Annotated in this window: 23 protein-coding genes and 2 pseudogenes; 6 read left to right on the forward strand and 19 right to left on the reverse strand. The window is 39.5% G+C overall.

Going from position 1 to position 23,887, the window contains the following annotated elements; all coding sequences use genetic code 11:
* Position 1: 1 nt before the first annotated feature.
* From BK127_RS26545 to BK127_RS26555, 3 genes are all read right to left on the reverse strand, one after another.
* On the reverse strand, positions 2-694 hold the full coding sequence (locus BK127_RS26545) for a response regulator transcription factor (RefSeq protein ID WP_076234602.1): 693 nt from the start codon (positions 692-694) through the stop codon (positions 2-4).
* Between the two features lie 147 nt (positions 695-841).
* The gene (locus tag BK127_RS26550; RefSeq protein WP_076234605.1) at positions 842-2,413 is read right to left on the reverse strand and encodes a S1C family serine protease; all 1,572 of its coding nucleotides are present in this window, start codon (positions 2,411-2,413) and stop codon (positions 842-844) included.
* Positions 2,414-2,653: 240 nt separating this feature from the next.
* A complete protein-coding gene (locus BK127_RS26555) occupies positions 2,654-3,070 on the reverse strand; it encodes a YugN family protein (RefSeq protein ID WP_076234607.1) in 417 nt (138 codons plus the stop codon).
* Positions 3,071-3,297: 227 nt separating this feature from the next.
* On the opposite strand from BK127_RS26555, the gene BK127_RS26560 reads away from it, so the two are divergent.
* A complete protein-coding gene (locus BK127_RS26560) occupies positions 3,298-4,596 on the forward strand; it encodes an ammonium transporter (protein ID WP_076234610.1) in 1,299 nt (432 codons plus the stop codon).
* Between the two features lie 91 nt (positions 4,597-4,687).
* Here BK127_RS26560 and BK127_RS26565 read toward each other — a convergent pair whose 3' ends face one another.
* From BK127_RS26565 to BK127_RS26570, 3 genes are all read right to left on the reverse strand, one after another.
* Positions 4,688-5,029 (reverse strand): hypothetical protein, encoded by a 342-nt coding sequence (locus BK127_RS26565; RefSeq protein ID WP_076234698.1) that lies wholly within the window; start codon positions 5,027-5,029, stop codon positions 4,688-4,690.
* 223 nt (positions 5,030-5,252) lie between these two features.
* Positions 5,253-5,393, reverse strand: coding sequence for a hypothetical protein (locus tag BK127_RS43900; RefSeq protein WP_179097608.1), 141 nt, complete (start codon positions 5,391-5,393; stop codon positions 5,253-5,255).
* 71 nt (positions 5,394-5,464) lie between these two features.
* Positions 5,465-6,052: a 3D domain-containing protein gene (locus BK127_RS26570; RefSeq protein ID WP_256711458.1), complete on the reverse strand. Its 588-nt coding sequence runs from the start codon at positions 6,050-6,052 to the stop codon at positions 5,465-5,467.
* 315 nt (positions 6,053-6,367) lie between these two features.
* Between BK127_RS26570 and BK127_RS26575 the strand changes: the two genes are divergently transcribed.
* Both BK127_RS26575 and BK127_RS26580 read left to right on the forward strand, forming a co-directional pair.
* Positions 6,368-7,027, forward strand: a complete 660-nt coding sequence (locus tag BK127_RS26575; protein ID WP_076234616.1) for an Imm50 family immunity protein — start codon at positions 6,368-6,370, stop codon at positions 7,025-7,027.
* A gap of 35 nt (positions 7,028-7,062) precedes the next feature.
* Entirely contained in the window at positions 7,063-7,815 is a 753-nt protein-coding gene (locus BK127_RS26580) for an MBL fold metallo-hydrolase (protein WP_076234619.1), read from the forward strand.
* Positions 7,816-7,884: 69 nt separating this feature from the next.
* Here BK127_RS26580 and thrS read toward each other — a convergent pair whose 3' ends face one another.
* Complete coding sequence (gene thrS / locus BK127_RS26585) at positions 7,885-9,825, reverse strand: threonine--tRNA ligase (protein WP_076234622.1); 1,941 nt, start codon at positions 9,823-9,825, stop codon at positions 7,885-7,887.
* A 390-nt stretch (positions 9,826-10,215) separates the two neighbouring features.
* Positions 10,216-11,127, reverse strand: coding sequence for a putative sporulation protein YtxC (gene ytxC / locus BK127_RS26590; RefSeq protein ID WP_076234625.1), 912 nt, complete (start codon positions 11,125-11,127; stop codon positions 10,216-10,218).
* 132 nt (positions 11,128-11,259) lie between these two features.
* Here ytxC and BK127_RS26595 point away from each other — a divergent pair, with 132 nt between their 5' ends.
* On the forward strand, positions 11,260-12,366 hold the full coding sequence (locus BK127_RS26595) for a GGDEF domain-containing protein (RefSeq protein ID WP_076234628.1): 1,107 nt from the start codon (positions 11,260-11,262) through the stop codon (positions 12,364-12,366).
* Between the two features lie 683 nt (positions 12,367-13,049).
* Here the strand turns inward: BK127_RS26595 and BK127_RS44945 are convergent.
* Together BK127_RS44945 and BK127_RS26600 are read right to left on the reverse strand one after the other, a co-directional pair.
* A pseudogene (locus BK127_RS44945) lies at positions 13,050-13,217 on the reverse strand (dehypoxanthine futalosine cyclase); the annotation flags it as partial.
* Between the two features lie 409 nt (positions 13,218-13,626).
* Positions 13,627-14,217: a hypothetical protein gene (locus BK127_RS26600; protein WP_076234631.1), complete on the reverse strand. Its 591-nt coding sequence runs from the start codon at positions 14,215-14,217 to the stop codon at positions 13,627-13,629.
* A gap of 177 nt (positions 14,218-14,394) precedes the next feature.
* Between BK127_RS26600 and BK127_RS26605 the strand changes: the two genes are divergently transcribed.
* Entirely contained in the window at positions 14,395-14,640 is a 246-nt protein-coding gene (locus BK127_RS26605; RefSeq protein ID WP_076234633.1) for a helix-turn-helix domain-containing protein, read from the forward strand.
* A gap of 133 nt (positions 14,641-14,773) precedes the next feature.
* Here BK127_RS26605 and BK127_RS26610 read toward each other — a convergent pair whose 3' ends face one another.
* From BK127_RS26610 to BK127_RS26655, 8 genes and pseudogenes are all read right to left on the reverse strand, one after another.
* Complete coding sequence (locus BK127_RS26610; RefSeq protein ID WP_076234636.1) at positions 14,774-15,328, reverse strand: hypothetical protein; 555 nt, start codon at positions 15,326-15,328, stop codon at positions 14,774-14,776.
* Positions 15,329-15,757: 429 nt separating this feature from the next.
* A pseudogene (locus BK127_RS44950) lies at positions 15,758-16,078 on the reverse strand (pyrophosphohydrolase domain-containing protein); the annotation flags it as partial.
* 30 nt (positions 16,079-16,108) lie between these two features.
* Positions 16,109-16,381 (reverse strand): DUF4359 domain-containing protein, encoded by a 273-nt coding sequence (locus tag BK127_RS26620; RefSeq protein ID WP_179097609.1) that lies wholly within the window; start codon positions 16,379-16,381, stop codon positions 16,109-16,111.
* A gap of 14 nt (positions 16,382-16,395) precedes the next feature.
* Positions 16,396-17,391: an HNH endonuclease gene (locus BK127_RS26625; RefSeq protein ID WP_076234645.1), complete on the reverse strand. Its 996-nt coding sequence runs from the start codon at positions 17,389-17,391 to the stop codon at positions 16,396-16,398.
* Positions 17,392-18,036, reverse strand: coding sequence for a restriction endonuclease (locus BK127_RS26630; RefSeq protein WP_256711459.1), 645 nt, complete (start codon positions 18,034-18,036; stop codon positions 17,392-17,394).
* Between the two features lie 323 nt (positions 18,037-18,359).
* Positions 18,360-19,052: a stalk domain-containing protein gene (locus tag BK127_RS26635; protein WP_076234648.1), complete on the reverse strand. Its 693-nt coding sequence runs from the start codon at positions 19,050-19,052 to the stop codon at positions 18,360-18,362.
* A 458-nt stretch (positions 19,053-19,510) separates the two neighbouring features.
* On the reverse strand, positions 19,511-21,343 hold the full coding sequence (locus BK127_RS26645; protein WP_076234653.1) for a hypothetical protein: 1,833 nt from the start codon (positions 21,341-21,343) through the stop codon (positions 19,511-19,513).
* A 577-nt stretch (positions 21,344-21,920) separates the two neighbouring features.
* Positions 21,921-22,232 (reverse strand): helix-turn-helix domain-containing protein, encoded by a 312-nt coding sequence (locus BK127_RS26655; protein WP_076234659.1) that lies wholly within the window; start codon positions 22,230-22,232, stop codon positions 21,921-21,923.
* Positions 22,233-22,637: 405 nt separating this feature from the next.
* On the opposite strand from BK127_RS26655, the gene BK127_RS26660 reads away from it, so the two are divergent.
* A complete protein-coding gene (locus BK127_RS26660) occupies positions 22,638-22,994 on the forward strand; it encodes a hypothetical protein (RefSeq protein ID WP_076234661.1) in 357 nt (118 codons plus the stop codon).
* 190 nt (positions 22,995-23,184) lie between these two features.
* Here the strand turns inward: BK127_RS26660 and BK127_RS26665 are convergent, their stop codons facing one another.
* On the reverse strand, positions 23,185-23,538 hold the full coding sequence (locus BK127_RS26665; RefSeq protein WP_076234664.1) for a hypothetical protein: 354 nt from the start codon (positions 23,536-23,538) through the stop codon (positions 23,185-23,187).
* Positions 23,539-23,887: the final 349 nt, after the last annotated feature.

The raw sequence follows: 23,887 nt of genomic DNA on the forward strand, positions 1-23,887 counted from the left end.
GTCAGCTCTCTCCTCTCAACACGTACCCGGCTCCACGAACGGTTTGAATCATCCGTTTGTGACCGTACTCCTCCGTTTTTTGACGTAAGAGTGCAATATACACTTCCAGCACGTTAGATTCACCACTATAATCGTAGCCCCATATTTTTTCCATAATGACATCACGAGATAATACCCGCTTCGGGTTTTGCAAAAACAGGTGCAGCAGGTCAAACTCCTTGGTGGTCAGCTCGATTAACTGGCTTCCACGAAATACCTCGCGTGTGTCCATATCCATAAATACATCCTGATACTGCAGCCTGTTGGTTGGCTGTTCGGATTTCTCCGCGCTTCTTCTTCGCAGTAGAACCCTTACCCGCGCCAGCAGTTCCTCTAACGCAAACGGCTTGACCAAATAATCATCAGCACCCATATCCAACCCTTTTACACGGTCGCCGATCTCGTCCTTCGCTGTTAACATCAGAACGGGCACAGAGGCCCCACCCTCACGTATACGGCGGACGACTTCCCACCCATCCAATTGGGGCATCATAACATCCAAAATAACCGTATCCGGGTCGTTCTCCAATATTTGTTTGAGCCCGTCCATCCCATGATGAGCGGTAAACACTGTATAACCTTCAAATGCCAGTGAACGCTTCAGCATGGAAGTGATTTTTTCGTCATCATCAATAATTAGTATTTTTTCCCTCATGCAATAACAGTCCCCCCCATGCTTAACATTGTAGCAGAAATGTACTCGATACAAAAAGAAGCGGAGCAACCCGCAAGTATGCTCCGCTCTGCTTCTTGTACCACTATCTACCGCAAACCTTATTACGATCTTACCTAATTGCTAACCTTACTCCGCGTTACGGTCGCCAATGGTCACTGTGATAGCTTCTTTCTTGCCGTCACGCATTACCGTTAACGTAGCCTGATCCTTTACTTTAAGCTTCTTGATCGCGTCAACCAGTTCCTGTGATGTTTTAACTTTGGCTCCATTAACCTCGGTAATGACATCATAAGGTCTTAGACCTGCTACAAACCCAGGGCTCTTACGCTCCACTTCGGATACGATGGCACCTTCATTGTTGGAAAGCTTCAGCTCAGTCAGCCAATCTTTATCGATATCCGACAGCTTCACACCAATATAAGGTGCTGGCTCTTTCGGGATTTTCACATTATTTTTCAGGTTATCGAGTACAGAAGAGATTGTACTTGTCGGAATTGCAAAACCAATACCTTGGGCTTGCGCACTAACAGCAGTGTTAATCCCAATGACTTCACCATTCAAATTCAACAAGGGACCACCCGAGTTACCCGGATTGATCGAAGCATCAGTTTGCAGCAAATGCTGGTAGTTGCGAGTACCTTGTGAATCCGGAATCGAAATCGGGCGTTCTTTGGCACTCAGCACACCCACCGTTACGGTATGATCGAAGCCATATGGATTACCAATGGCAACTACCCAATCACCTACAGCGGTATTTTCTGCTTTGCCCAGTGTCAGCGATGAGAAATCTTTGGTGCCTTCAATTTTCAGAGCTGCCAAATCCAGATCGTAGCTGTTACCCAACAGCGTCGCCTTAAATGGCTTTTCGTAGCCTTCAACCGTTACCCAAATTTCATCGGCACCGTCGATAACGTGCTCATTGGTCAAGATGTAGCCTGATTTTTCAAAAATAAATCCGGTTCCCATCCCCGCAGGCTGAAGCTGGTCCGCACCACTTTTCGGCTGTGATTGTGAACCCCCGCCATTATTGCCAAAGAATTGACGGAAGAACGGATCATCCATCAGGGAGCTGCCACCACGGGAGCTCTTGGCCTTTACCTTCGTTTCTATCTTAACGACTGCCGGTCCCGATTGCTCAGCAATTTGAGCGATGTTGGTGGGTCTGCCCAGATCGATGGCTGCTTCCTTAACACCCCCATTACCAGTTGCGGGAGCCGCGGCAGCTTTGCTTGCCACTGGAGCGGAAGCACTACTCGATGCGCTTGGACCACTTGTAAACCAATTCATTTTATCGGAAGCGAACATTAATCCGCCCACCAATACGGCACCCGCCATAAAAGCGGAAAAGACGGCTTTAACAGAAGAACCTTTCTTTCTGTTATCATGCTGCCAATTGTTACTCGGATGCTCCTGGCTTGGTTCGAAGCCATTGTAGGAAAAAGGGCGAACCGGACGCGGTGGTGTCACTTCGACTGGCGTCGTTCCTTCGTTCGAATTGGCAGTTGTATCAGATGCAGCTATTTCGTCATGTCCCATAGTTGATTTATAAGGCCCGTAAGAATAGTAGTGGGAAGGACGGTCTTGCTTTATTTTGTTTGAACCTGCTTGGTCCGCTTCAACTCCATCATTGGATGAAGCATTCGTGGACTCGCCACTGGGGCGGCGCAAAAATTCATTATTGTTGTTGTTATCTTCCATTGTAAAACCCTCCTTGGTAAGGTTCTAAGATTGTTATGTGTTTGCTTCTCTTGCTCTTATATTGGACCCGAAACCTTAAAGAAACCTTAAGGAAAAATAAAAAGAGCCTAAATGAAATCGCAAAAAAACCTCCTGATCCGTGATTTCGGATAGGAGGCACAGCCAATCTTCTTTACAAATGATTGCAAGCACTCTGAAAGTCTACTTTCAAGTTCTCAGTAGCTTACCAGTCTAGTTGTTCTAATGTACCTTCCAGACCCGTTCCACCTTACCCAGCATATCCTTGGCTGCCGCTACCCACTTATCCTCGACAGGAGCATCCTTATCGATTGGCTCCTGAAATTGATCAATTAATGCTCCGGATACATTCAGATGCGCTTCCTTATCCAAACCATCATTATAGATATGCTTCAATACGAAAGGTGTACCCATGCAAATGATCGCATCTGTTGCACCTGTGTCACCATCTAGAGTACCGTGGGTGACTTCAAAAGGGATTCGAAGCCATACTTGATGTGCGTCATCCAAATAACGGTCAAAATAACCATGATCATAATCCCAGTTTCCACCAAGCGTGAACTCAAATTGGTGTAATTGTCGGCTTACTTCATCAAAGGGTTCCTCATAATTGGTCAGAACGGATTTTATCGGTATCATCTACTCACTCCTAGTAGTAGTCGTAATTATAGTCCAGACGCATTTTATGTTAGAGTACGCAATAATCCGACAAAATATGTACGCTCTGCAGCCTTCTTACATAACATCGAATAATCACTTATACATGTCATTTTATCTTACGTAATCCGTTGACATAACTATCATTAGAAACGTATAATTATGGGCGATGAACGGTTAGAATGTACGTAATAAGGAGATGAAACGATATGGATTTATCCACTTTAGCCAGTGGATTGGACACCATTTGGGTTGTTCTTACCGCTGCAATGATTTTGCTGATGGAAGGCGGTTTCGCCTTGCTGGAAGCCGGATTTGTCAGACAAAAAAATGCAGTCAGCATCATCATGAAGGTATTTGTCGACATCGCTTTTGGCGCCCTTGTATTTTTCTTTATTGGCTTCGCTTTCATGCACGGCAAGGATATATCCGGACTTATCGGAACTAGCGGTTTTATGCTAGGCGGTGATCTTTCTCACATTGATCTCACAATCTCACATGATACGTTTTGGTTATTCCAATGCGCTTTCGTTATCGCAGTTATCTCTATTGTATCTGGAGCTGTAGCGGAACGTATCAACTTCCACGCCTATATATTATACACGATTGCGATGACCGGACTGATTTATCCAATCGCCGGACACTGGATATGGAGCACTGGCGGATGGCTCGGGAAGCTCGGAATGATCGATTTTGCCGGCTCGGCCGTCATTCATGCGCTCGGCGGCTTCGCTGCTTTAGCTGCGGCATTGTTCATAGGACCGCGTATTGGCAAGTTTGCCGATAATGGAACTCCCAATATTGTTCCACCCTCCAACTTACCGTTGGCCTCCGTTGGCGCATTCATTCTTTGGTTCGGTTGGTTCGGCTTCAACTCAGGGAGCACACTAAGCGCCACAAACGCAACGATAGGTCACATCGCTGTGACAACCATGTTATCGGCTGCAGCCGGTGGCGCAACCTGCATTCTGTTCACTATGTTCCGTTATCGCAAAGCAGATCCACCTATGGTCATTAACGGTTCGTTAGCAGGTCTCGTCGGAATCACGGCTGGCTGTGCGTTCGTCAGCGACATCGTTGCAATTCTGATTGGTGCTGTATGCGGCATTGCCATGGTATTCGCAACCGAATTCTTGGAGTCCAAGCGAATCGATGATCCTGTTGGCGCTTTTGCCGTCCACGGAGTCAGTGGCAGCATTGGAACACTTGCAATCGGACTCTTCGCCAAGCCTGAGCTAACAGCAGGATACGGACAAGGCTATAGTGGTTTATTTTACGGAGGCGGATGGAGCCTGCTCGGTGTCCAGACTCTCGGCCTTATTACGGTCTCCGTATGGGGCTTCGGCCTCACCTGGCTTGCTTTCAAACTGATCAAAAAGATTGTTCCGGTGCGCGTCAGCCGCGATGAAGAGCTAGTAGGTTTGGATGTCGGTATTCATGGCGTTCCCGCCTACAGCCAGGATGACGACTTCATCGAGCTAACCAAGCTGAAAAACAGCCGCGGATAACAGAATCTATCATCATAAAAAGGGGATTTCCCAAGTGACTTTGGGAAATCCCCTTAACTATAACAAACGATATGAATGCAAGTATAATAACCTATTGCAATTCCTTGTCCAGATCATAACTGATCGCAATCAAGTCACCCGGATTACTGCCTGTCATAATCGCTTTTGCTTGTTCTAACTCTACACGCAGCTGTCGGATCTGAGCCATCGGTCTTTTTACGTAATGGATATACTCTACCGCCGCATGATGATCAGGCTTTTTCCCCGTAAACATCCGGCGTAAAGATGACATAGACTGATAGCTCCTTTCTTCCATTAGCCTTTTTTTCTCATATCGATCAATGATTTGTTCGATCTCGGCAATTTGAGTTTCCTTACGAGCGATATATGACTCTAAAAAGGGGTATACTTCGGCTGCTTTTCGTTGAATCACTGGAATCGAACTCCCTGTTAATATAGCATTAATCATGGAACATCACCTATCTTTCCATGTGAACTTTCATTACAATATTGTTATTTTACACTAAATTTTCAGCTTTGAAAACCTCTTTTTTTGAAATCCATCCTCGGAAAATAGCCCTTATCATCTAAAAACAACAAAAAAGCCGGCAAGCTTTCCCTGCCGACTCCTTGTTATTCCGCTATTCCTGTAAACTTTACTTACTACTATTCATATTTGGCTTCGTATTAGTGGTTCCGTTCTGAGAACCTGCAGCTGTACTATTGCCGTTTTTGGCTAGAATTTCTTGAGAAAACTCGGTATCATTTTGTTGCTTCTTATTTTTGTTTTTTGCCATGGATGATCACCTCCCGTACAAACATAGTATGGGTAGCGAGGTAATTTTTTATGTTATCATTTTTTGGTAACTCATAGCAATAATTCGTCCTCTAATTGATTCCACATCACTGTCGTTATTTTGCCCTCACCTTTTTTCACAACAAATACATGCAGCGTTTTTTTACCCCATTCTTTATAAACCTGATCCTTTGTTTCAAAATAAAGATCGATCCGGTTTCCTTTGATCGCACTCCCCGTATCCGCAACAACTCCATATCCGTAACCAGGTATGTAGAGCACAGAACCTATCGGGAATACGGTCGGATCGGCCGCGATGGTTGAGAGTGAATTTTTGTTGCGCTGCACCTTTAGGCCAGAGAACGTGACCCCGTATTCGGGATGTCCCGGATTTTTCCCGGTCGATTCCTTCCCCGCAAAATAGCCTGTAGCAATAACCTCTGTCGCTGTGTATTTGGACAAATCCTGATTCAAGTTAGGCAATTTGCTATAGTTGTTCGTACGTGAGTAATTAATCTCAGACGTTTGAATCTCGGCTGGTTCCGGCTTCGCCTTCACAGGCCCCGAATCTTTTACCTCAACAGCTGCAACACTGGCAGGCTCCGAATGCGGCTGTTGCATGACAGCAGACTCCATAACACTCCAACTTGAAACTGTCATTTGTTCTTCCTTCTCAAAAATCATGATTAGTAGCATCATAATCGTTGCTACGCAGATCCATTTTGCATGATTTACCGCTTTAGGTAACATACTTGGATATACCACCCCTTACTACAGGAGGTTCTCCAAAATGGAAAAAAAATATACCATTTCGTCAAATCGACTCAAAACTTCCACAAATAAGCATTTTTACTTATTGACAAATAATTATTTTTATGTTATAATTTAATATTTTATTGTTGACTACTCTCATTCAGTTCACTATTATGATAAATAGAGTTCATGGTCTTTGCGACACAACTTGGAGGTGAACGAATGAGAAATGAATGGGTGTGGAACGTTAGCGTTCGATCCGTGGAACGGGAAGAAATCTGTTTTGCCCCAAACACCGATTGGCAGGTGCAGGCACAAGGCTTCCGTCTACATTTCAACACGGATCTGCCAAATCTACGTGCTCAAGATCAGATTATGATAACCGTTGGTGAATGGGATAAGCCCAACTGGGCAGCTTTTATCGGAACGGCAGTAGCGTGCGGTCCTGATTCCATCCTGCTGTATACGAGCCCCCAATATGAGTCCCATCTATTGAGCGCACGTCGGTTTGAACGCACGTTCTCACCGCTCATGTCCATAAAAGGAGCTCAGAATGTTATCGATAGGTTTGGCTTATTCCCCTCGTTTCATTACGCTGAAATTACGAAGGTATGTATGGAAGCCGAGGAACGGCGTAACATACCGAAGAATCTGTCCGTGACGATCAGGCATACATCCACAGGCGGGCTGGAACAGCATATCGATCTTTATTTCGAAGACATCCAGCAGGAGAACATATCCCCCGCCGTGGAATGCAATATTTGTTTGCAGCTGAGCTTCGCATACGAGGGCGAACATATTCGCGTCCAACTGGATTCCGTGTCCGGGTTCGCAGCATCGTTTCTATGCCACAAAATTGCTGTACAATTACAAGACACATAGTTCTTAGTTCTTCATTAAATGGTTGGAGGGATACTATGAAAATAGCAGCAGGAATAGCGATGCTCGAAATTTCAGCAGTTGTAATGGGGAAGCTCGACACCATATATCCGACACTATTATGGGACCATCAATCAGCCATATTGGTTGATACAGGTTATCCGGGACAGCTGCCCAAATTTCGTGAAGCTTTGGAACAAGAGGATGTGTCCTGGGATCGGCTCAATCACATTATTATTACGCATCAGGACATAGATCATATCGGCAGTTTAGCCAATATATTAGCAGACAGCCCTCAAACCATTACAGTCTCAGCCAACAAGCTGGAACAGCCGTACATCCAAGGCGAAAAGCAATTATTAAAGATTACACCGGAAGCTATCGAGCTTGCTGTCGCATCCTTACCAGCGGAGGTACCCTTGGAATGGCGCAAAGCATTCAGATCAGCTCTTGAAAATCCACCAAAAGCTCAGGTCGATAACATCATTCAAAATGAGCAGGAGCTGCCTTACTGTGAGGGTATTATCGTTATCGATACTCCCGGCCACACCCCGGGACATATTAGCCTGTATCACAAAGCAAGTAAAACCTTAATTGCAGCCGATGCGCTGGTCGTTATTGATGGACAATTGCAGGGACCGACTCCTGAGCATGCTCTGGATATCAGGCTAGCCATACAATCGCTGCAGAAGCTGGAATCATTTGATATTCAGAACATCATTTGCTACCACGGCGGGCTACATCAAGGAAACCATATCAATCAGCGAATAAAGCAATTAGCAAACGCCTAAAGCATATACAAGCACCAACAGAAATACAAAACGGACCAGTTCCCTGAAGGATTGGTCCGTTTAGCTTTATTAATCAATCACCTTGTTACGAATAGCTTCCTCGATCATCGCTACTACACTATCCAAGCTCTGAACACCCAGATCACCTTCGCCGCGTTTACGGACAGATACACTGGAGTTGTTCATTTCATTTTCACCTACAACGAGCATATAAGGGATTTTCTCCAGCTGCGCCTCGCGGATCTTATAACCCAGCTTTTCATTACGCAAATCAGATTCAACCCGAACACCAGCCAGTTGAAGCTTTTCTTCGACTTTCTTGGCATAATCTTCAAATGCAGTTGAAACAGGAATAACCTTAGCCTGAACCGGAGAAAGCCAAGTCGGCAGTGCACCTGCAAAGTTCTCAAGCAGGAATGCTGTCATCCGCTCCATAGTGGAAATTACGCCACGGTGGATAACGACTGGACGATGCTTTTGACCATCCTCACCTACATATTCGAGCTGGAAGCGCTCAGGCAGCAGGAAGTCAAGCTGAACGGTTCCGAGCGTTTCTTCTTTTTTCAATGCAGTCTTGATCTGCACATCCACTTTCGGTCCGTAGAAAGCCGCTTCGCCTTCTGCTTCAAAATAAGGAATATTCAACTCCTCAACAACCTCTTTCAGCATACGCTGAGACATTTCCCACATGGCATCATCGTTAAAATATTTTTCGGTATCTTTAGGATCACGATAGGACAAGCGGAAACGATATTCCTTAATACCAAAATCCTCATACACCTGACGGATCAAAGTAATAACCCTGCTGAACTCTTCCTTGATCTGGTCGGGACGACAGAAAATGTGAGCATCATTCAAATTCATTGCACGCACACGGTGCAAGCCTGTCAGAGCCCCCGACATCTCATAACGATGCATCATCCCAAGCTCGGCCACACGAACCGGCAGGTCGCGATAGCTGCGCATATCGCTCTTATAGATCATCATATGATGCGGACAGTTCATCGGACGAAGAACCAGCTCTTCATTGTCCATAATCATTTTGGGGAACATGTCTTCCTGGTAATGCTCCCAGTGTCCGGAGGTTTTGTACAGCTCTACATTGGCTAGTACTGGCGTGTATACGTGCTGGTAGCCAAGACGCTCTTCCAGATCGACGATATAGCGTTCCATAGTGCGACGCAGTTTGGCTCCATGAGGCAGCCATAATGGCAAGCCTTGTCCAACCTCACGGGAGAAGGTAAACATTTTCAGCTCTTTGCCCAGCTTACGATGATCACGTTTCTTGGCTTCCTCCAGCAAATGCAAATGCTCGTCCAGATCGGATTTTTTCAAAAAGGCTGTTCCGTAAATACGTTGCAGCATTTTATTCTTTGCATCACCACGCCAGTAAGCACCAGCAACGCTAAGCAGCTTGAACGCTTTAATACGTCCAGTTGAAGGCAAATGTGGGCCGCGGCACAAGTCAAAAAACTCACCTTGATCATAAATAGTCAGCACAGAGTCCTCAGGCAAATCACGGATCAATTCCAGCTTTAAAGGATCTTCCATTTCAGTAAATATACGAATGGCTTCCTCACGACTGACTTCGCGACGACGAATCGGGAAGTTCTCCTGAGCTACCTTTTCCATTTCCTTTTCGATCTTAGTCAGATCCTCTGGGGTAAGTGGCGTTTCCAAATCAATATCATAGTAAAAGCCATCCTCAATTACAGGACCAATACCCAGTTTAACAGCCTTTTCTCCATAAATACGTTTGATCGCCTGCGCCATCAGATGCGCTGTACTATGCCGGTATACCTCTAGACCGCTCTCGCTGTCCAATACGATAATTTCCAATGCAGCATCCTGCGTAATTGGTGTGTTCAAGTCAACCGATTTGCCATCAATCTTACCAATCACTGCATTTTTCTTCAAACCCGAGCTGATCGAGCCGGCTACCTCTTCAATCGTAGTCCCTTGCTCATACTCTCTAACCGCTCCGTCAGGAAATGTAACCTTTACCGCCATTGATTTGACCTCCTAAAAGTTTTCGCAGAAAACTCACTTCGTAAGCATCTGCTCTGTTTTCGTAGAAAACTTACTTCGTAAGCATCTACCGTTTTTAGACAACAAAAAAAGCGCATCATATCCCGTAAGGGACGAGAGCGCTTGGTCTCGTGGTTCCACCCTAGTTCAATTCGTCCATAGGTATAAACCCAACCGAACGAATCCTCATAAGCATCCAATAACGGGAATGAGCCGACCATATTTACTTACGAATCGTCCATTAATCGTTCAATCCGTGTTCCATATAGCAACTACAAAGGGGTAAATGAATGTCGTTAACCGAAGGAGCTTGCAGCCAATGTCTCCTATCTCTGTACAGCACGCCATACATCGTTGTCTTTGATTCTAGTCTTAGCTCTTATTATAATCCGATACCGCAAAACGGTCAAGATTATGACATAATCCGCAATATTCGCACAGTTCAACACGATTTTCAAAAATCTGCGAAATCGTTTGAATAATTTGCAGGTCCGGTTCTCTCGTATGGATGTAGATCAATTGCGGTGATACGGAAATGAGCGTACTTACGATCAAATCTTCAAAATTAACATCTTTCTCCAGCAACTCCATTGTCAAGGTAGCATTCGTATCACTGGTGTCTATGGCTTCCATATGGTCATTAAGCAGTTCAAATTCATTGCCGCCTTTATGTATCAGGTGTGCAAATGGAATTTTTGCTTCCTGGATGTATACAAAATATTGCAGCAGTGAAATAAACTCCTTGTACTGCCGATCCATCAAAAACTCATCTACGGCATATTCCACAATTTCACGTAACTCCTGCATATAGTCATTGAAGCGAAATCGCATAAATCCATCCAGATTCAAATCGCTGCAATCCTTCAGCAAGGAGAATAGCTGCTGACTAACCTTAAGCTTACGGCGTGTCCGCATTTCCTGCTGCTCCGGATTATCTTCACTGAGCTCTGGCTTCAGATAACTCAGAATATCCCTGATATCCTCTTCTTTTCCGTAATGGAATTCATCGATAATAAGCTGTCGAATCCGTTTCTCTTCCACATCCTGAATGACCCAATCCGCCGCGGTCTCCGCAGCTAATTGGTACAACGCATCTATTTGTTGCTTTGTGGAAAAACGAGTCCTGTTCCCAGCTGCTTCGATTACTGTATACTCACGATAGCTCGAAAGCTTAACCGAAGCATCCTCCTTGTATGTTTTTCTCAAAGCCGCCGCTAACCGATTTTCTATCTGATTTATGGATGAATCGGGGGTTTGCATAAGAGTAAAGGCGAATAGCTTCATCTCATCCACTCCTTTCTTTCACACTTCTCATGTTAAAGTATATGGTCCCTCGCAGGCATATATACAAACAACAATTTCCCATGGTATAGTTAAGAAATCAGAAAAGTGTAATTAATGGAGTGACTGGAAAACATGGGTTTTGATTTATTCCAATTAATTGATCTACCACGATGGAATCGAAAATTATTAACCGGATTTTGGCTAATTATCGCTTTAGCTATCTTCTCTACATGTGTATATGATGTTATTGCCTGGTTTTCCACCTCCCTCGCTATCGTCCCCATAATAACCTTGAATACTTTATGGCTGTGCCTTGGCTTGCTAGTCATTGAAGCCATTCACAAATGGGCAAAGAGAGGTAAAGACTACATCGTTATTATCGGAGCTGCCTTTATTTCCAGCGGACTGATCTACTCATTTCCCCACGTCAATACCTTATTGACTACCTTGTTTCTTCCCATTCTCGTATCCATCTTTTATTTCCAAACCAGCAAAGTGGTGTTTTCTTATTTGCTCAGTTTGTCATGCTTTTATGTGCTATATGGAGTATTGGATAAACAAACCACATGGATCATATCGGATATAATCGCGGTTACAGGAGTATTATTGGGGGGCCTAGTAGTAGCACTTGGGATTATGAGCCGCGGCAAGGAACTACTGAAGCATCTTCAATCATCATTGGAATCAGGCCAAGACCTGCTAGTTCGCAACGTGATTATGGACAAGCTGGCCAAAACCGATGCACTGACTGATTTGTATAATCATATGTCGTTTCATGAATATCTGGACAAACTGATCGAACAGGGAGAACGGTATAATTTTTCCTTTCAGCTAGCCTTGTTAGATATTGATCACTTTAAAAAAGTAAATGATACCTTTGGTCACCGGGCAGGAGATGCCGTGTTAAAAAAGGTAGCACTCACCATAAAAACGATGGTTTCCCTAAACGATTTTCCTGCCCGCTATGGTGGTGAGGAATTCGCTATTATTTTTACCGATATGGATCTGCAGGAGGCTACTCTAAACTTAGAGAATATTCGCAAACAAATCGCCGCGCAGCCTCATGAGGAGCTGAATGGACAAGCTGTAACGATTAGTATCGGTGTCTATGATTTTCAAAGGGGAATTACGAAAGAAATGCTGTTCAAGGGCACGGACGAAGCCCTGTATGAAGCCAAAAGAAGCGGTCGCAATCAAACAATTATTTGTACAGGTCACAAAAAGGCAACGGTCCAGTAATCGCTGGAGATCGTTGCCTACTTTTTTGTTCACTACAGGCCAGCTTATATCATCTATAATACTGAACAACCTCATTAGTAACAGCAACCAGCCATGCGACACATGAATAAAAACCAAATAAAAATAACGCGACTTGCATAGTCTCGTAGCAACGATAACATATGTAGAATGAGATAAGTGCAAAAATGAAATACAGAACAATCATTTTTATCTCGTCTCCTTGACTAATCTCCTTGACTAACCCTGTAATAGCAACCATGAATCCTGTCTACAATATATGTATGCTATTTTTTACAAGATTCTACACAATAAGTGATATCCCTGCAATTTGACGTAAATTTAAATAACTTTAGTTAATAAATTCCAGTTTAACAAGTGTTACACATTATTCACTTGTTCAGCTTTCAAATCCAAGTTTCTGCATCATACAATGAACGAAGCCTGATTTTGCATCCGCATATGCCAATTTGTCCGTCTTATATATTATAGACAGCTTTTCCTTGAGTTCTTCCTATTGTATCATCTGGATTGTCGCCGCGTATACCTCTGGCCAAACGACAAAGAACGCTTATCCATATACCATCCCTCCAGTGGATTCATATAGATAAGCGTTCTAATTTAAACACGTATTTCACGTGATGAAGTTTCTACCCTATTGCGTCCGTACTTCCCTTATCAAGCCTCTAGTTCTGCATCACAAAATCAAAATCGATCTTTTCGTTGACATCATCGAACATACGCAGAATCTCATATTTCGTATTGCGCTGCGCAGGGATTTTGCCTGCCTGACGAATAAGGTCAAGTGTCGATCCGATATTAACCTTGTGTGTGGTGCCTGCAGCGGCACTTACTTTAGATAATTTCTTGCCAAGTTGGAGAAAGTCATGACGGGCAAGGGTTTTTAGGGAAACACTATTCGTGAATGTAAGGTAAATTCTTCAAAGTGTAGTAACTACACGCTTATCTACCTTAAATTATACATATCAAGATATCGGTTGACCAGTTTTCACTTTGCCTTTTCAACCAACATCCGAACCGACTCCTTTTTCCTATCTCAATCACGATTTTTCACTCCGTCTTTATTGCCACTCCCTCCTTCTATTTATAAGTGATACACCATACTTTCCCATTTCAAAATAAAAAAGGAATAGCAATTTGCTATCCCTCGTCACTTTCCCCTTAAATACAAAAATGCTTCCCTTGCAAGTAACGACATTCATCTATATATAAGAGTATCAATATGTCGCTGCTTCAACTTGATCACTTAATCGCCTTCTTAAGCATTTCCTCCAGTTCTTTCCGCTTTTCCTCTTGTGTCATTTTCTCCACTGGTTTATAGTTTCCGTTTGCGTCATAATCCGCTGGATTTTTAGACGGCGCTTTCAAATCCTTTTCAAGGGTTACTTGTGACTTTGTTAATTCCCACTGACGATCAGCCAACGGTTGATACTTATTCAACAAACTATCTCTTTGATTTATTGAAATTAAATCGTCAATCGGTTTTAGTTGATTTAAATAGTTAATTACATTAATGTAATCGTTCCCCATCATCTTCTTTTGAGCCTTCACATAATAATACAAGTTTATTAAGTCCTGTTTCTCTTGCGGCAAGTCACCTAGCCTTACTGAGTATACTCCACCTATCTCTTTCCATAACAAAGCATCTGCTTCATCAAGCTTGCTTTCTTTGATTTTGTTTAATGCAATGTTGTATGTACTAGTTTCTGGCAAACTGACTTGCGTACTAGCTGCGATCGGTTGGTTTGGCTTTACATTGCTTCCACATCCGACAACAAAACAAAGTGATACCGATACGGATAGCGTTATTATTAATTTTTTTCTAATTTTCATTGTGACAACCACACTACCCTCAAATTTATTTTGGAACTTTCAACTCTTATAGCAATTGTCGAATAATCCAAAATAATATTAACATATTTAATTGTTAATTAAAACCATTTAGTTGAATACTTTATCTGTTTAATATTATTGTTCAAATTGACAATGGTTCTAAAAGGAATTAGAAACATGAGCAATAAGAATGCAGCTATTAAAGGTATCATCGGAAAAGTAATAAAGTCCCTACGAATAAAGAAAAGTTTGAGTCAAGAGGACTTAGCTTTCTCATGTGATGTTGATAGGTCTTACATTTCGATGGTTGAGCGCGGTCTACATGAACCTTCAATAAGTAAAATTTTCGAAATTTGTGCGGGCTTGAGCGTCAAACCTTCACAGTTCATTCGTCTGGTTGAGTTAGAATATGAGAACCAGTAACACTTCGACATACAAAAACAGACCCTCAGGAGCAAACCTGTAGCGTCTGTTTTTGTTTTGATTGATATTCATTTAACTTCGTTTACATAAATACTTCTTCTATCTAAAGCGCTCCAAAACGTGTAGGTATAGATTAATAATAAATGTTCCTAATCTTAAATGTCCCCTCAGAGTTATTTACCGTAAACAATACTTTCTTGTAAATTTTTTGACCAAGCTTATTTGTTACAACAAGATCATAAACAAGCTTAACCTCATCGAATCTCTGGTCTAACCAAACTACTACCTCATTAGTATTTACTTTTTCGATTCTCCCAGGATTCTTTTTCTGAACGTCTGTTAAAAATTCGCTGAATGATTTACCTGAATTTTTTTCAAGAATATCATACATTTTACGGTCATATGTAATGCGTTTATATTCTAAGGTAAAGTCATGGTAGCTCACAAATTTATATTCCAAAACATTTTCAAAGTCCTCAATATTTGAATCCTTAAATGAATACGTACTTTCCATTTTTTGAATAGCTCCTATGTAATTAGATACTACTTTCTTTGTTATGCCATAGGGATGATAAAATGAGTAGTAAACCCATGTTGCAATAGCAATAGTTATCAAAGCCACAATAATTATTTTCAGAATAGTTTTTGTTTTGTTTGTAATAAGTGGTGTCATTATCTCCGAACTCATTCAATATCCTCTTTTCGTTTAATGACCTTTACTACTGTTTTTCCCACTTCTACACTCATATGCCATTATAATAAAAGGCTTGATTTGTTCTATATCCTTCACCCATTCCAACTTAATATAAGCTTGATGTGGGTATTTCTGATTATCAGTTTTGGTTCTTTGGAATTTTGTTCCAATTAATGTATTGATATCTTCTTGTAACTTAATTCCTAACCCCTCTCTTTTCAGTCCTATATGCAAAATCAAACTATGTTTGTCCTGAATCGTAATACTTGCAAATTTTTTACTTTCGCCAATTTTATAACCAATACAATCCGTTATTGATGACTTAATAGTTATCCCATCTAAATTCCCAGTTATATATTTATCAATTTCCCTAGCTACTTGTTCTTCTTTTGAGTTAAATTCCTTAAATATTATTTCTTTATCATTTTCTTCAACGCTAATTAGAAATAACCTTTCCTTAAATCTTCCGCGCTTTTCTTGCTTCGCAATCCGTATCTTCTCAAACTGTTCAACAGTGATTCCTCTATGCTCCAAAGTAGCGTACACAAGTTCTACAAGATCTGCTAATTCCTCAACTTGATCTTTCTCGTCTGCAGCTATGTATTCGTCTAGTTCCTCTTGAAGCTTTGCATCAAGCATTTTCTTATATTCTAGTTCATCAAGTACCCTCACTTTGGCTTTCTTGCCTTTCGTTTCAATGATTTGAGGAATTTTATCACGTACAAGCTTGTTATATGTAATCACACCACATACCTCCAACATTATTAGTAAAATTCATTCTTTTAATGAGATAAAATTCTTCAAAACTCCTAAAGTTGTTACCTTTTTATTAAGTACCATCGTTTCGAAAGTTGAAAAGATTATATAATTATGAACTGTTGTAGAGTTTTCAATAATTGGCTTACCTATTAAAGATACTCCAAAATTAGATAGAGTGTTCCCCTTATCTTGTAATTTGCTTAAAGCCCATTCAGTAAATTCGCTTTTACTGGGGTTTGTTATTGCCAGTAAAAACACTATAATCGCTAATATAATTATTTTCTTCATTTTCCCCCCTTTCATTATCCTTGACAAGTTATCCAAAACTTCCTGACATAATTATTATTGATTGCTAAATCTAAATCCGAAACGTGCTTGTCTTTTATACCAGTCGTTTGAAGTAAACTATATAAATTACTATTTCTTTCTTCTAATCGCATAATCATATCTTCACTTGGTATTACGTTTGATTTACTACTATTGCAAGTCTGGTGAGCATACACTAAGTTCCACAAGTCGTCTGAATACAAGTACGACCAAGGGATAACGTGATCTAGTGCAGGTGTTTCATCAACAATCACATAACCACACAAGAAACAAACATGTTTTGGATTCTCAACGTTGATGTACGATGAAAACTTAGTCAGCGGTTTACGCCTAACGTTTTCTTCATCTATGATCTTGACCTTTTTGCTTATTCGTGGCGAATGATTAAAGTTCTCTAGCATTTGAGTCCAGCGGTAATTTATTGCATCGAAAACTATTAAACTATTTTCTTTTAGCAGCTTCAAGCTCTCTGCCGCGATAAACAAACTATCAGCTTTTATTTGATATTCGTAGATACCTACTATTTCTTTGCCTTCAATTCGTAGAAAACGATAACTCACATCTGCTTTTAGAGCCTTCACAATATCCTTTATTGCCTTGTCATATTCTTGTTTGCATAGATTCTCCACATTCGCTTTAAACCATTTAATAGGCTTTAATGAGCCTGACTTTGCTTGATACGAAGCAATAAGACCTTTCACAATAGAAACTATAACTGGAGGTTTAACTGGATTGCCACTCTGTTTAAGATCAAAAAATACTGTTTGATCCCAGTAATAGCGAACCACCTTTTCAGCTATTACTGTTAATGTAATCTCAATTACTTCTTGTTCCTGATTTCCATAACTATATTCATGCGAAATTTCGGTTATAGCCTTTGCCCAAGCCACCTTATAAGTATTATCAAATGAGCAATTACGGATGATATAAAGCCAATTATTCAAGAATGTCATTTCTCCATCAACTTTCATTTATTTTGATTGTATTGATTTCACAAACTTCTCAGCTTTATGATCTTTCTTTATCACTGGTAACTCGTTATTCATTTCATTCCAAGACTCCAAAATAACTCTTGGTTCGGATTCAATAATCTCCATTGCTTTTAGATTATCCTCCTGCTTAAAAGCATCAATAATTCTTATTAGATCATCACGATCTAGTAGTTTAACATGATTGAATCCTGCCAATTTTTCACATGGCTCTGTGAACTTGGATGTTGCTATAACAATGGATTTTTTAGCCTTGTAGTACCTCATTGATGTATAAACCTCTTGAACTGCATAAATACCAACTAAATTATCGATTCCATATCTCTTTGCCTGGACTACATTTCTTACCCCTTCACGATCTGTAAAGATTAAATCTGCCCCAAAATCTCGACTTCCTACTGTTTTATACACGCCAGAATAGCCAAGTTCTAATAGTAATCTGTACAAGTACATTTCAAATTCTGAGCCATCACTCATTCTATCTATATCTGTAATGTTAATTTTCTTTAGATCATAATCGAAAGGTAATGGTTGATTTCGTTCTTTCGTTTTACTGTTGATTTTGTAACCAACAATGCCAATTACAATAATAATTAATACTACTGAAATAATGATAATACCTAGCACAAACTTACCCTCCAGAGGAAATCCAGATTCTCTTTGATGTTCGTAGCAAAATACCTGATTATTAAATTTATCAGGTCTTTCCATGCAATAATTCAAAACTTTTTATAAATATTTATTACATTATTTGAATTATAAGATAACCATTCTGACAATGCTATACATTATTATGAATAAACTTGCACGTTTGAAAGTTCACAGATCCTCTAAACTTACCGCTTAAACGAAACCCAGTATCCCCTTAAACAACAGAACAGACGCTTAAAAAAATCTTAAACGTCTGTTCTGTTGTTTTTATATTACCCCACACTTATCTAAATCGTCATTTATTTTACAGTTGATTCCTTCAAAATAAAGACATTTCCTTCTTTTCCCTGTTCAGTACCCTTTGAGTAAATCTTTAAGTTTTGCGAATTATTCAATTCAATATCTATTTCCTTAACTTCATCCTTTTTTAAAGTAAATTCTTTAAGAACAACTTGGTCTTTATTGGAGAACTTCACATTCACATCTGATCCCTTCGCGCCAACAACTAAATGCATTTTGGTGTATGCTTTACCAAGATCAATGTCCATTACCCTAATGTTTTGGTACATTGTTCTTAATCTAAATGCCCCTTCATACTGCTTTCCACTAATCACTAATTGTTCTTTATCTATTAGATCAGCAACATCCGAATCCGTTGGGTTGAGCAATTTAATTGTTTTGGAAAAAAGAGTTACACCATCTACTTTCTCGCCTAATGTAACCGTTTTGCTCTCACCATCGTAATCGATTGGTGTATTCAACGCTGTTGAAACAGAACGTAGTGGTACGTATGTATTTCCATTGTAAGTAATAGGCATCATTTCATTGCCCTTTTCATCACTTGGACGCCAGTCAGCCCCATTCACTTTGAATTTAATCTCTCCATTTAAATATGCTTTGATTTCTTCTAAAGAAGATGCTGCTAATGCCCCTGTTCCTAATCCCAACAACAACGTAGTTCCAATTACCCCTGCCAATAATCTTTTTTGCATATACAATTCCCCTCTCATTCTCAACTACAATCTATACAATTCGATAAATTACTATTTTATCCTTCTTTTTACATGGTTATATTTACCTAATTAAAAGGATTTATGGATATTTTGTCGAAGTAGTATCAAAACAACACCCTAAATTAACAAGAAAGAAGGTCTGATTATGTTCCAAGCAAATCAAGAATTACTATCACCATTCGATTTTGACAATGCCAGGTTCTTTGCAGTTCCCGTACACGTGTATCAGGAAGGAGAGAAAATTGATTATGGAAGGATAAGTAAGCATACAGATGAATGCGTAGTTGTTAATGATGGATATTTCATCAAGGAAAATTGTCAATTTAGAGTGGCGTATTAAATCCAGACAAAAAGAGGATCATCCATAGTAGATGATCCTCTTTTTATTTGGATTCCTCAACCCTATTCAAAACAAAATGTAATTCTAAACAAACAAATTACGCAAATCTAGCGTAATTTCCAGTAACACTGGCTTCAGTAAAATCCCAATTTCCTTTTGCTTTAGTTAATGCACTAGAGCCTGCTTGAATAGTTATGTTTCCATATGCATAATTAGATGAAATAACTAAATCCGCTCCATTTCTTGGTTCAATATGTAAAACTCCACCAGCTTGATACATTCCTCCACGATCTTCACCTTGATAAAAAAAATCCAGATATGAAAAATTCCCACTAGAAATATTGATACCATGATATTGATCAGAAGAGTTATATGATTTTATGCCACTTGTATCCATCTGTAGCCTTGCACCGCTCGAAGCTGTTTTAAATGATGTTCCTACGATTGTTCCACCTGTGATATTAGGACTCTCAATAGACGTTTGTGTAATCTTTGTTGCTGTTATATAAGCTGGAACTGTAGGTATGAATGTATTACTTGGCAATGCTCCTACTTGTGCCGCTGTTGGCTTATTCATGGTGTTCCAATCAATAGTAGCATTTGCACCTAAGCTAATACCTTGAATTACATTGATTTGATTAGCCGTTAATGTACCAGTGTATATACCGCTATCATTGATCAATGTAGTTCTACCATTCCATCTTGAGCTTCCAGAAAGTAAATCATCTGGAATAGTCCCATTCCCAACAACAATTTGATTAGCATAAATACTACCAATCATTGCTGATCCAATCTTAGCGGTTGTGGCATCCAATTGTTCAACCTTGATCTTGTCAATAAATTGTCCACCAATTGTACTAGCTCCAACTAGTACATTAACTCCATTGATTTTAAGCTCTCTTGCATTAATTGAACCATCGATAACCAAATTTCCAGTAATAGCATCATATGAAAGTCTATCTGTCCATGTTCCACTGACATTCTTTTGGAACTTAAATCCATCAGTTGCATTAAGAACAGTTCTAATTGCGTTATCGCTTTTAGTGATTACAAGACCATTAGCTGCATCAATTACAACACCATTATAAGCCCTTCCCAAATTAACTAGACTATCTTTAAAGGTAGGGTCTAGCTGGCTTGGTGGAAGACCACCAGTGATTGTCAGACGCGTTCCTGATATGGTTACTCCATTACCATCTACGGTAAAAGTCTTCATTCCAGTTTCATCAGATGCATCTATTTGTAAATTTACACCTGCTATTAATTTTCCGTATACCCTTTCCGCTATGATTAATTGAAGTTGCAGTTTCCAATATAATTCCTCAGTCAGAATCTTCATATCTGGTTTCTCCGTAATCGTTTCTATCATTAAGTCTTTGACTTGTTCTTGTGTGACCTGTTTAAGAACCAAAGAACCTCCAACACCTTCATAAGAAATTTCATTGAATACCTTCTTATATGTAGTTAATGCATCATTTCCTTGTCCAAGGAATTTCTCCGCTAGTTCTCCAGCTTCTTTTGTTTTAATACCTGCTGCCCAAATTGCAACATCATTAGATTGATTTATACCCATTCTTTTTTCGATAATTTCAAAATTGGTTTCTGATGAAATATCATAAACTATGGAACAATTTGATAGCACTGAACACACCACTATAGCTATTTTCTTATTTATGATATCCTTACATAGGATACGTGCTATACGACTAATATCTTTAACTTTTCTGTGTTGCAACTGCAAATATGCTCCCATAATCTTATATGCTGTATCCATATCGCCAGAACAGAATATGACACTTCCGTCTATACTCCATAGTTTTTCCCCATCATCACTCAATCTATATATCTGGTCATTAAGACTAGTAGAAATCGCTGTATCTGATCCAATCAGAATTGTTCTAAGCGTTTGTAATATTAAACATGATGACATATTGTTTCACCAACGCTTTCCTTCGAATCAATGTATTCCATATATGCTATTACCTTCTCTTCGACCATACTACTTCTAGCATTTTCCCAATTACTAATTAAACCCTTCGTACAGCCAAGGATATTCGCTATTTCTATAAGTTTGATCCTGCTTTTCAGTCTTTTTGCTCTGTAAATTTCTCTAATATTATCCACGTAAAAGCAACCCCCATTAATTTTAGAACGCAAAAATAAGAGAAAGTCAATTTGACCCTTCTCTTAATAAATTATATTTGCAGTTCATTTACCTACTATACTAGTATACCATTTCGACTACATTTTGTCAAATATTTACATTTTATATATAGTTAAAGACTTTTCTTGTCTTAAACTATTACCTCATTATATTGATTTACCAACACTCCGAGAAAATTATTTGTAGTTATGGCTTAATCCATCATAGTCGGTTCCTAAACCTTATTTATGAGTGTCAGTTCAACCCACGAGCCCATCTTCTTCAAATTGCATTAATATAGAAATGTCCTTTATCTCCAATGCAACCGTGGTCCGTTCACTTAATGAGGGATATTAGTACATATTTAAATCTCTTCATTTTTTCGCTTCAAGCAAAAGTCGATGTACTCTAAGATAAATCTCCTTTCAAATTCATCAAGTTTGTAATATTCTTGCTTGTTTAAAATTTCCTGTTCTCCGTTAACTAGCCAGTCAATTGAAACATTAAAGACTTCACTTAGCTTTGATAATAACTTCATTGTTGGATTATCAGACTTTCCACTTTCTAATTGACCAATTGCTGAAGGAGTGCAATTAGCTAATTCCGCTAATCTTCTGGCTGTAATCCCTAACTCTTCTCTTTTAAGTTTTACTCTATCTCCAATAATGTAACCCATTCTATCACTCCGCCCAAAGTTATAAATATAAAATAAAATATACACAACGAAATGTCAAATGAATATTATATTTAATTAATTTCTTTTAAAATGTCTATTTTTGAATAAATATTAAATTATTATTAAATATATTTAATATTATTGTTGACATCATTTTTGTTTTTATGGTATATATTTAACAAGCCGATTTACAAAATAAATACTTTACAAGGGGGGAACAATGAATTAAAAGAAATAATTTCTCGGTTACTAACTAGCTTATGTCTCAATGCTTCACTGCAATTTGTTACTGAAATTAATATATCGTAAAATTTACGTTATTCAGTTAAATCAATATCTAATTCCGACATTATAATACTAACTTAATCTATTTTGCCAAAATACATTATTTTAAGGAGAATGATCATGATTACAAACGGATTAGTATTAAATTCAAAACCAATTAATAACACAAGAAAAGCATATGCGTACTACACAGGCAATGTAAGTCACATTATTCGTAAGGGAGAATTGATTGATGCTATACGATTGACTATAACATATGATGAAGCAGAGGCTTCAAAACAACCAACATATCGTTTGGCTAAAGGTAATGAATTAATGTGGTGGTCATACACATCAGAATACGTACCCAAAAATGAAATTATTGAATGTATTGATGGTCTATATTTATGGAATGAAATTTGGTCAACCGATGAGGATGGATTTGAGGATTATTCTTGCGGATTTACAAAAATTATTCTTGATAAGCATTCAAGTTGAGTTCATCAAATACGAGCAAGTTTCATGCAGAAAACGGAGCATCCTTTGGAACAATGTCATTAAGTTAAGGTGCAGGATCAAAAATCAAAAAGAGAGCAGGTTATCGAAAAGATAGCCCGCTCTTTTAAATAAAACATATCTTTTATTTAACTATCGTTCTCCGTTAGCTCAATGGACGTGTCGATTAAAATCAGTATTCCTCTTGCTCATCTCCAAGGAGTCGAGCATTTAATTTATTTGATATAGACTTTAACTTTTCTATGTATTGAGGTTCATCGCCGTAAGGATGAAAAGGAGCCAAAATAAGCCCCCTTGAATAACGGAGAAAAACTGTTTCTCCATTGTAATCCCAAGATGCCATTCCTTCACCACTTTTCATTGATAGTACATTCCCATTAGGAAGTGTTTGTGATATGTCATCCTCTACCTGCAACTTTAAATCAACGTCATTGGAAATATAGTTTTTCCATTCTTCTAAAGTTATTGGATTTTCTTTCGCTTCGAACGTGTACTTAGCCCTCGTAATATTTAATTCATACCCCACATAAATACCCCCTATTTTTCACCTTAGAGTTATTCAACTAGTAGATAACAATTTCCTTCTTTTGTAATTGAAGATAGCTGCCCGTTACTTAAATTAACAAAAGAAGAGCTGCCGTGAAGCAAGTCCCTCAACTATTGTAGCCGTTAGTTCAATACACAAATTTTATTGACCTAACATTATTTCAAATTCAATTTCATGGCGAACAGGTATCCCATCAAATCCTATGAATGGGATTGAAGGATTGTATCACGAAGGTCCCCTTTTAACGTTAACTGCCCGTCCCTCGGTTTTAAGGGTTTATCTCACATATACTCACTCATTCGCAGGATTTCGTTGTCCTGTATAACAG

It is taken from the genome of Paenibacillus sp. FSL H7-0331, from assembly GCF_001956045.1.

Coding starts and splice junctions, on each gene's coding strand:
- BK127_RS26545 (WP_076234602.1), bottom strand. CDS start 694: ATGAGGGAAAAAATACTAATTATTGATGATGACGAAAAAATCACTTCC.
- BK127_RS26550 (WP_076234605.1), bottom strand. CDS start 2,413: ATGGAAGATAACAACAACAATAATGAATTTTTGCGCCGCCCCAGTGGC.
- BK127_RS26555 (WP_076234607.1), bottom strand. CDS start 3,070: ATGATACCGATAAAATCCGTTCTGACCAATTATGAGGAACCCTTTGAT.
- BK127_RS26560 (WP_076234610.1), top strand. CDS start 3,298: ATGGATTTATCCACTTTAGCCAGTGGATTGGACACCATTTGGGTTGTT.
- BK127_RS43900 (WP_179097608.1), bottom strand. CDS start 5,393: ATGGCAAAAAACAAAAATAAGAAGCAACAAAATGATACCGAGTTTTCT.
- BK127_RS26570 (WP_256711458.1), bottom strand. CDS start 6,052: ATGACAGTTTCAAGTTGGAGTGTTATGGAGTCTGCTGTCATGCAACAG.
- BK127_RS26575 (WP_076234616.1), top strand. CDS start 6,368: ATGAGAAATGAATGGGTGTGGAACGTTAGCGTTCGATCCGTGGAACGG.
- BK127_RS26580 (WP_076234619.1), top strand. CDS start 7,063: ATGAAAATAGCAGCAGGAATAGCGATGCTCGAAATTTCAGCAGTTGTA.
- thrS (WP_076234622.1), bottom strand. CDS start 9,825: ATGGCGGTAAAGGTTACATTTCCTGACGGAGCGGTTAGAGAGTATGAG.
- ytxC (WP_076234625.1), bottom strand. CDS start 11,127: ATGAAGCTATTCGCCTTTACTCTTATGCAAACCCCCGATTCATCCATA.
- BK127_RS26595 (WP_076234628.1), top strand. CDS start 11,260: ATGGGTTTTGATTTATTCCAATTAATTGATCTACCACGATGGAATCGA.
- BK127_RS26600 (WP_076234631.1), bottom strand. CDS start 14,217: ATGAAAATTAGAAAAAAATTAATAATAACGCTATCCGTATCGGTATCA.
- BK127_RS26605 (WP_076234633.1), top strand. CDS start 14,395: ATGAGCAATAAGAATGCAGCTATTAAAGGTATCATCGGAAAAGTAATA.
- BK127_RS26610 (WP_076234636.1), bottom strand. CDS start 15,328: ATGAGTTCGGAGATAATGACACCACTTATTACAAACAAAACAAAAACT.
- BK127_RS26620 (WP_179097609.1), bottom strand. CDS start 16,381: ATGAAGAAAATAATTATATTAGCGATTATAGTGTTTTTACTGGCAATA.
- BK127_RS26625 (WP_076234645.1), bottom strand. CDS start 17,391: ATGAAAGTTGATGGAGAAATGACATTCTTGAATAATTGGCTTTATATC.
- BK127_RS26635 (WP_076234648.1), bottom strand. CDS start 19,052: ATGCAAAAAAGATTATTGGCAGGGGTAATTGGAACTACGTTGTTGTTG.
- BK127_RS26645 (WP_076234653.1), bottom strand. CDS start 21,343: ATGTCATCATGTTTAATATTACAAACGCTTAGAACAATTCTGATTGGA.
- BK127_RS26655 (WP_076234659.1), bottom strand. CDS start 22,232: ATGGGTTACATTATTGGAGATAGAGTAAAACTTAAAAGAGAAGAGTTA.
- BK127_RS26660 (WP_076234661.1), top strand. CDS start 22,638: ATGATTACAAACGGATTAGTATTAAATTCAAAACCAATTAATAACACA.